At 71.8% G+C, this 6289-nt stretch carries 6 protein-coding genes; 3 read left to right on the forward strand and 3 right to left on the reverse strand.

All coding sequences use genetic code 11. The features are described from left to right. Positions 1-105 precede the first annotated feature (105 nt). The 3 genes from D9R02_RS10905 to D9R02_RS10915 form a co-directional block, all read right to left on the reverse strand. Positions 106-768 (reverse strand): CPBP family intramembrane glutamic endopeptidase, encoded by a 663-nt coding sequence (locus tag D9R02_RS10905; RefSeq protein WP_059281568.1) that lies wholly within the window; start codon positions 766-768, stop codon positions 106-108. Between the two features lie 105 nt (positions 769-873). Continuing rightward, positions 874-2331 carry a tryptophan-rich sensory protein gene (locus tag D9R02_RS10910; protein ID WP_019310787.1) on the reverse strand — a complete coding sequence of 486 codons (1458 nt, stop codon included), beginning with the start codon at positions 2329-2331 and terminating at the stop codon, positions 874-876. Positions 2332-2469: 138 nt separating this feature from the next. Continuing rightward, positions 2470-2925 (reverse strand): Lrp/AsnC family transcriptional regulator, encoded by a 456-nt coding sequence (locus D9R02_RS10915; protein ID WP_019310788.1) that lies wholly within the window; start codon positions 2923-2925, stop codon positions 2470-2472. 432 nt (positions 2926-3357) lie between these two features. On the opposite strand from D9R02_RS10915, the gene D9R02_RS10920 reads away from it, so the two are divergent. The 3 genes from D9R02_RS10920 to D9R02_RS10930 form a co-directional block, all read left to right on the forward strand. After that, a complete protein-coding gene (locus D9R02_RS10920; RefSeq protein ID WP_019310789.1) occupies positions 3358-4560 on the forward strand; it encodes a thiamine pyrophosphate-dependent dehydrogenase E1 component subunit alpha in 1203 nt (400 codons plus the stop codon). Then, on the forward strand, positions 4560-5570 hold the full coding sequence (locus tag D9R02_RS10925) for an alpha-ketoacid dehydrogenase subunit beta (RefSeq protein WP_121566903.1): 1011 nt from the start codon (positions 4560-4562) through the stop codon (positions 5568-5570). Before D9R02_RS10920 ends, D9R02_RS10925 begins: the two co-directional genes overlap by 1 nt. A 3-nt stretch (positions 5571-5573) precedes the next feature. Further along, on the forward strand, positions 5574-6289 hold a 716-nt coding region (locus tag D9R02_RS10930), incomplete at its 3' end, for a biotin/lipoyl-containing protein (RefSeq protein ID WP_183085992.1).

Consider the following 6289-nt stretch of genomic DNA (forward strand, 5'->3'; position numbering starts at 1 on the left):
GTCCCGGCGCGGGGCGGGTCCCACCGTGCGTTGGGAGGGGCGAGGGCCGCACCCACCGCAGACCGGCCGCGAGCGCGGCCCCCGGACGTGCGGCGTCGTGGTGGCTCAGACCACGTAGGGCAGCACGAAGAGCATGGTCAGGGACCAGATCAGGTGCGTGACGATGCCGGGGACGAGCGAGCGGGTGCGCTCGCGCAGGTAGCCCACGAACGCACCGAGCGCGGCGGCCGCGAGGGCGAGCAGCGGGATGCCCGCGAGCGAGGTCACGGCTGTGTAGGCGATGGTGGTCACGAGGATCCGCCGGCCCCGTGGCAGGATCCGCCAGAGCGCCCCGCGGTAGTAGACCTCTTCGGCCACACCGTTGACCGCGGTGGTGAGGGCCACCATGACCAGGCTTCCCACCCGGGCGTGGTTGAGCAGCTCGTGCACCGGTTCGCTCAGGAACGGGATGAAGCGGACCATGAAACCGCCGGCGATGAACACCACCGCGAGCACCACACCCCCCACCACCGCGTCCCGCATGCCCCGCGGGGTGACCCGCCAGGGCAGGCGTTCGCCCGTCATGCGGATCGCGATCGAGCTGCCCGCGATGTACACGCCGGCCAGGATGAAGGTGGCGGGGTAGAACCACGGGTCTCCCGCGGGAATGCGCAGCGACCACGCGAGGCACGCGGCCGCGACCAGGCCGGTGCCGATGACCACCCAGACCGTGCGCTTGCGCGTGGCCGCCGTGGTGTCCCCGTAGGGGCTGACCCGATGTTCCGTCACCGAGGTTCCTTTCCGCCCGGCGGTGCGATCCGTCGGGGATGTTCGAGACCCGCCGCCCGGGACTGCCCGGGCCCGTGCGGGCCGCGCGGCAGACCGGGCCGCGGGCTACTTGCGGCGCGGGTTCAGCACGCTGATGGTGGTGGAGAGCACGGAGGCGAACGCGGTCCACCCGGCGTAGGGACTCAGGACCACACCCTTCTCCGGGGACACCTTGGCGCTGCGGCGCACCAGGTCCGCGCTGCTCACCGCGAGCAGCACGGACTCCACGGCCGCGGCCCGCAGCTTCTTGCGGTGGAAGAACAGGATGCTCCACCCGGCGTTGAGCGCCAGGTTCACGCCGAGCGCGGCGATGTAGGCCCGCTGCTCGTCCGTGCGGCCCTCCTCCCCCAGGTCCGCGATGGACAGCGAACCCATGGCGGCGATGTCCGCGTAGAGCGCGGTCCACGCCACGGGGAACGCCCAGCCCGGGGGCTGGAAGCGCGGCTTGCGCAGCTTCTCGTACCACGTCGACCCGGGGTCGCTCGCGAGCGTGCCCACCACTGCCGTGGCCGCGACGGCCGCCGAGGTCGAGAGGAAGACCCGCCGCCAGCGGTTGAGGTCCAGGTCCGTGACCGCGGCGCGCACCGCGTCCGCGAAGGGGGTGTGCCCGCCCGGGGGTGCCCCGATGTAGTCGTCCAGGTCCCGCTCGTGGATCACGGTGTCGTGCTGCAGGCTGCCCACCAGGGGCCGGGCCAGCTTGGTGTCGATGGGTGTCACGAGCCCGATCCAGTTGGCCGCGAGCTCCGCGGTGGTCACGGGGGCGGTGATCATGAACCGCGGGCCCTTGCCCACGGCGCGGGAGTACTGGTCCAGCATGTCCGCGTACTCGATGGCCTCGGGCCCGCCCACGTCGAACGTGCGGTTCACGTCCGCGGGCAGGTCCGCCGCTCCCACCAGGTAGTGCACCACGTCCGCCACGGCAATGGGCTGGATGCGGTTGCGCACCCACCGGGGGGCGATGGCACCGGGCAGCCGCTCCGCGAGGTGGCGGATCATGATGAAGGACGAGGACTCGTCCCCGATCACCACGCCGGTCTGCAGTGCCGCGGTGGGCACCCCGGAGTCCATGAGCGCCCGGCCCACCTCCACGCGGGAGCGCAGGTGGTCGGAGAGCTGGTCCACGGGCTCGTCGTCCGGGTGCAGCCCGCCCAGGTACACGATGCGCTGCACGTGGGCGTCGTGCGCGGCGGTGCCGAAGGTCTCGGCCATCTCCACTTCCTCGCGCACGAAGTCGTCCGAGTCCCCCATGGAGTGCAGCAGGTACCACGCGACGTCCACGTCCTGCAGGGCGCGTGCGACGTCCGCGGCCTCGGAGGCATTGCCCTCCACCACCTCGGCCTCACCGGGGCCGGCGGAGCGGCCCTCGGCGACGACGCTGTCCCCCCAGGGCAGGTTGCGGACCTTCTCGGCGCTGCGGCTCAGCAGGCGCACCCGCCAGCCGCGGCGCAGCAGCTCCTGGGCCACCTGGCCGCCGATGTAGCCCGTGGCGCCCGTGACGAGTGCCAGCCGTGCGTTCTCACTCATGTGTCGTCCCCGCATCGTCCGTGTCGTGGCCGGGTGGGTGACCCGGAGGCGGTGCCGCACCGCCGTTGTCGGTGCCAGTATGTCAGCGTGCTGAGGGGCTGGGCCACGGACTCCGCTCAGGGCGAGACACCCCCGGGCTCAGCCACCCACGTCCACGTCCTCGAAGATCAGGAACGTCTGGGTGTCCACCACCTCGGGCATGGGCTGGATGCGCTCGAAGATCACGTCCCGCAGCTCCCCCGTGCCCCGGGCGCGCACGAGCAGCATCACGTCGAACGTGCCACCCACGAGCGCCACGTGCTGCACCTGCGGGATGCGGCGCAGCTTGGGCCCCAGGGTGTCCCACGTGTTCTGCTTCAGGCGCAGCGTCACGTAGGCGGAGGCCTCCAGGCCCGCCTTGGCGGGGTCGATCACCGCGGTGTAGCGCAGCACCACGCCCTGCTCGTGCAGCCGGCGGATGCGCTCGTACGCGTGGGCGCGGGAGATGTGCACCGTGGCCGCGAGCGCGGTCACGGACTGCCGCGCGTCCCGCGTGAGCTCGTCCAGGATCCGCCGGTCCGTCTCGTCCAGTTCCACGCGCTTGCTCTGCGCCACCCGCTCCACCTTTCCCGCCGTCTGCGGACCCTGCCCTGTCACGGCGACGCCGCCGGGCGGCACCCTGCGCCGTCGCCCCTTCCGCGGCCCGCGCCGCAGCCCCCGCCGACGACGCCGCACCACCCGTTCCCGGGGCCGCTCGCGTCGGCCCGCCGCCGGTCCACCCACCGCGCCGACAGTGCGGCCGCGTGGCTCGGACGTGACGAGTGTGACGTGCAAGACATTTCCGCATGGCGCCCGTCACTCACGAGCAATTCGTCCACGGGAAACCCCTTCGGGGAGTCTACCGTCCACGGATTCCCCCCGGTGTGGAGACGGAGTGCCCCGATTGCCCATACTGACCGGACGACGTGTCCGACGCGTTGCCGCTCGATCCTGCCCGCGGCCGTCGCGGCACCACCGAGTTCCACCCAGAGAAGAAAGGGACGCACCATGAGCGAGCCCATCCCCGCCGGTGGCGAGTCCGCCACCCGGGAGCCCACCCCGCCCGTGAATCCGGCGGTGGAGGCCTCCAAGAACTTCGGGATCACGCCCGAGCAGTACATGCTGCCCGCCAGCAAGGAGATCCGTCTGCTCAACCCGGACGGCACCGCCGTCCCCGAGTCCGAGCAGGGCCAGGAGCCCGGCCACGAGTACCCCATGCCGGACACCGAGCGGTTGCTCAACGCCTACGAGAAGCTCGTGGTGGGCCGTCGCATCAACGACCAGAACATGGCGCTGGTGCGCCAGGGCCGCATGGCCGTGTACCCGTCCAGCCACGGCCAGGAGGCGTGCCAGGTGGCCGCCGCCCTGTGCCTCGAGGACGACGACTGGCTGTTCCCCACCTATCGCGACTCCGTGGCCGTGATGTCCCGCGGTGTGGATCCGCTGGAGGTCATGAGCACCTACCGCGGTGACTGGCACGGCGGCTACGACCCCAAGCAGTACAAGGTCTCCATCCAGGCCACCCCGCTCACCACACAGCTGCTGCACGCCGTGGGCGTGGCCCACGCCGCCAAGCTGCGCGGCGAGAACACGGTGACGCTGGCCATGTGCGGTGACGGGGCGACGTCGGAGGGGGACTTCCACGAGGCCCTGAACTTCGCCGCCGTGTTCCAGCTGCCCGTGCTGTTCCTGGTGCAGAACAACGGCTACGCGATCTCCGTGCCGCTGTCCTCGCAGACCCGCGCGCCGTCCCTGGCCCACAAGGGCGTGGGCTACGGCATGGCCAGTGAGCGCGTGGACGGTAACGACCTCGCGGCCATGCTCTCCGTCCTGGGGCGTGGCATCGAGCTGTGCCGCCAGGGCGGCGGCCCGCTGCTCGTGGAGGCCATGACCTACCGCATGCAGGCGCACACCAACGCGGACGACGACACCCGCTACCGCGAGCGCGACGAGGTCAGCGAGTGGGTGGCCAAGGACCCGATCACCCGCATGCAGCGCTACCTTCAGGACCAGGGCGCGCTGGACGAGGACGTCACCGGCAAGATCTCCGAGCACGCCGAGGCCATGGCCAAGCGGCTGCGCGAGGCGATGTCCTCCAAGCCGGAGCTGGACCCGCAGGACCTGTTCCGCTTCGTGTACCACGAACCCACCACCCAGCTGCGCGAGCAGGGCGCCCAGCTCGCGGACGAGCTCTCCCGAGAGGAGGCGTGATGAGCGCTTCGAAAACCAGTTTCGCCAAGGCGCTGAACACCGCACTCGCGGACGCCATGCAGGCCTCCCGGGAGGTCGTGGTCTTCGGTGAGGACGTGGGCACCCTCGGTGGCGTCTTCCGCATCACCGACGGCCTGACCGCGCGCTTCGGCCGCGAGCGCTGCTTCGACACGCCGCTCGCGGAGTCCGGGATCATCGGCACCGCGGTGGGCATGGCCATGAACGGCATGCGCCCCGTGGCCGAGATGCAGTTCGACGCGTTCGCGTACCCCGCGTTCGAGCAGGTGGCCTCCCACGTGGCCAAGATGCACAACCGCACCCGGGGCAAGCTGAGCATGCCCCTGGTCATCCGCATCCCCTACGGCGGCGGCGTGGGCGGCGTGGAGCACCACTGCGACTCCTCCGAGTCCTACTACGCGCACACCCCCGGGCTGAAGGTCTTCACCCCGGCGTCCGTGACGGACGCGTACGTGATGCTGCGCGAGGCCATCGACTCCCCGGACCCCGTGGTGTTCTTCGAGCCCAAGCGGCTGTACTGGTCCACCGCGCAGGTGGACCTGGACGCGCTGCGCGAGCAGTACGAGAACGGGAGCCTGCCCACGCGCGAGGGCCACGCCGTCGTCGCCCGCGAGGGATCCGACGCGACCCTGATCTCCTACGGCCCGTCCATGCCCGTGTGCCTGGCCGCGGCCGAGGAGGCCGCGAAGGACGGGATGTCCGTGGAGGTCATCGACCTCGGCTCCGTGGTGCCCTACGACGACGAGACCGTGGCCGCGTCCGTGCGCCGCACCGGGCGCGCCGTGGTGGTGGCCGAGTCCCAGGGCTTCGCGTCCGTGGCCTCGGAGATCGCCGCACGCACCCAGGAGCGCTGCTTCCACTCGCTCGCCGCGCCGGTGCTGCGGGTCACGGGATTCGACATCCCCTACCCCTCGCCGTCCTTCGAGCACCACCACATCCCGAGTTCCGAGCGCATCCTGGACGCGCTGGACGACCTGCAGTGGGAGGACTGACCCGTGAGCATCAATGTGTTCAACCTGCCCGACCTGGGCGAAGGGCTCACCGAGGCGGACATCCTCCGCTGGCTCGTGGCCGAGGGTGACACCGTCACCATGGACCAGCCCATCGTGGAGGTGGAGACCGCCAAGTCCGCCGTGGAGGTGCCCACCCCGTTCGAGGGCGTGGTCCACAAGCTGCACGGCGCGGAGGGCGACACCATGCTGGTGGACCAGCCGCTGATCTCCATCTCCGACGGCGTGGAGTCCCCCGAGGCCCCCGCCGGCTCCGGGACGGACGCGGACGCTCCCGGCGCCGAGCACGGCGCGAGCTACCGCGAGGAGGAGCTCGCGGGCACCACGCCCTCGGCCGAGCTGTCCGTGGACGAGGCCGATCCCACCGCCGGCGAGGACGAGGAGTCCTCTGGCAACGTGCTGATCGGCTACGGCACCTCCGCCGCGTCCTCCTCCCGCCGACGCCGCCGCAAGCGCGGTGCCGGTGCCGACGCCGCCGAGCAGGCCCACGAGGCGCTCGCCGAGGCGCCGCGGCTGGCTCCCACCGTGATCTCCCCGCTCGTGCGCAAGCTCGCCCGCGAGCACGGCGTGGACATCGCAGCCCTGCAGGGCAGCGGTCCCGGTGGTCTGATCATGCGCAAAGACGTCCTCGCGGCCATCGAGCAGGTGGACGACCAGCGGATGCGCGCCGACGCCGCCGGGCCGGCCCCCACGGGCCTGTC

Origin of the sequence: Kocuria rhizophila (assembly GCF_003667225.1) — a bacterium.
Classification (GTDB): Bacteria; Actinomycetota; Actinomycetes; order Actinomycetales; family Micrococcaceae; genus Kocuria; species Kocuria rhizophila.

What these genes read in the sequence shown, in the direction of transcription:
- D9R02_RS10910 (WP_019310787.1), bottom strand. Translation starts at nt 2,331, where the DNA reads ATGAGTGAGAACGCACGGCTGGCACTCGTCACGGGCGCCACGGGCTAC.
- D9R02_RS10920 (WP_019310789.1), top strand. Translation starts at nt 3,358, where the DNA reads ATGAGCGAGCCCATCCCCGCCGGTGGCGAGTCCGCCACCCGGGAGCCC.
- D9R02_RS10925 (WP_121566903.1), top strand. Translation starts at nt 4,560, where the DNA reads ATGAGCGCTTCGAAAACCAGTTTCGCCAAGGCGCTGAACACCGCACTC.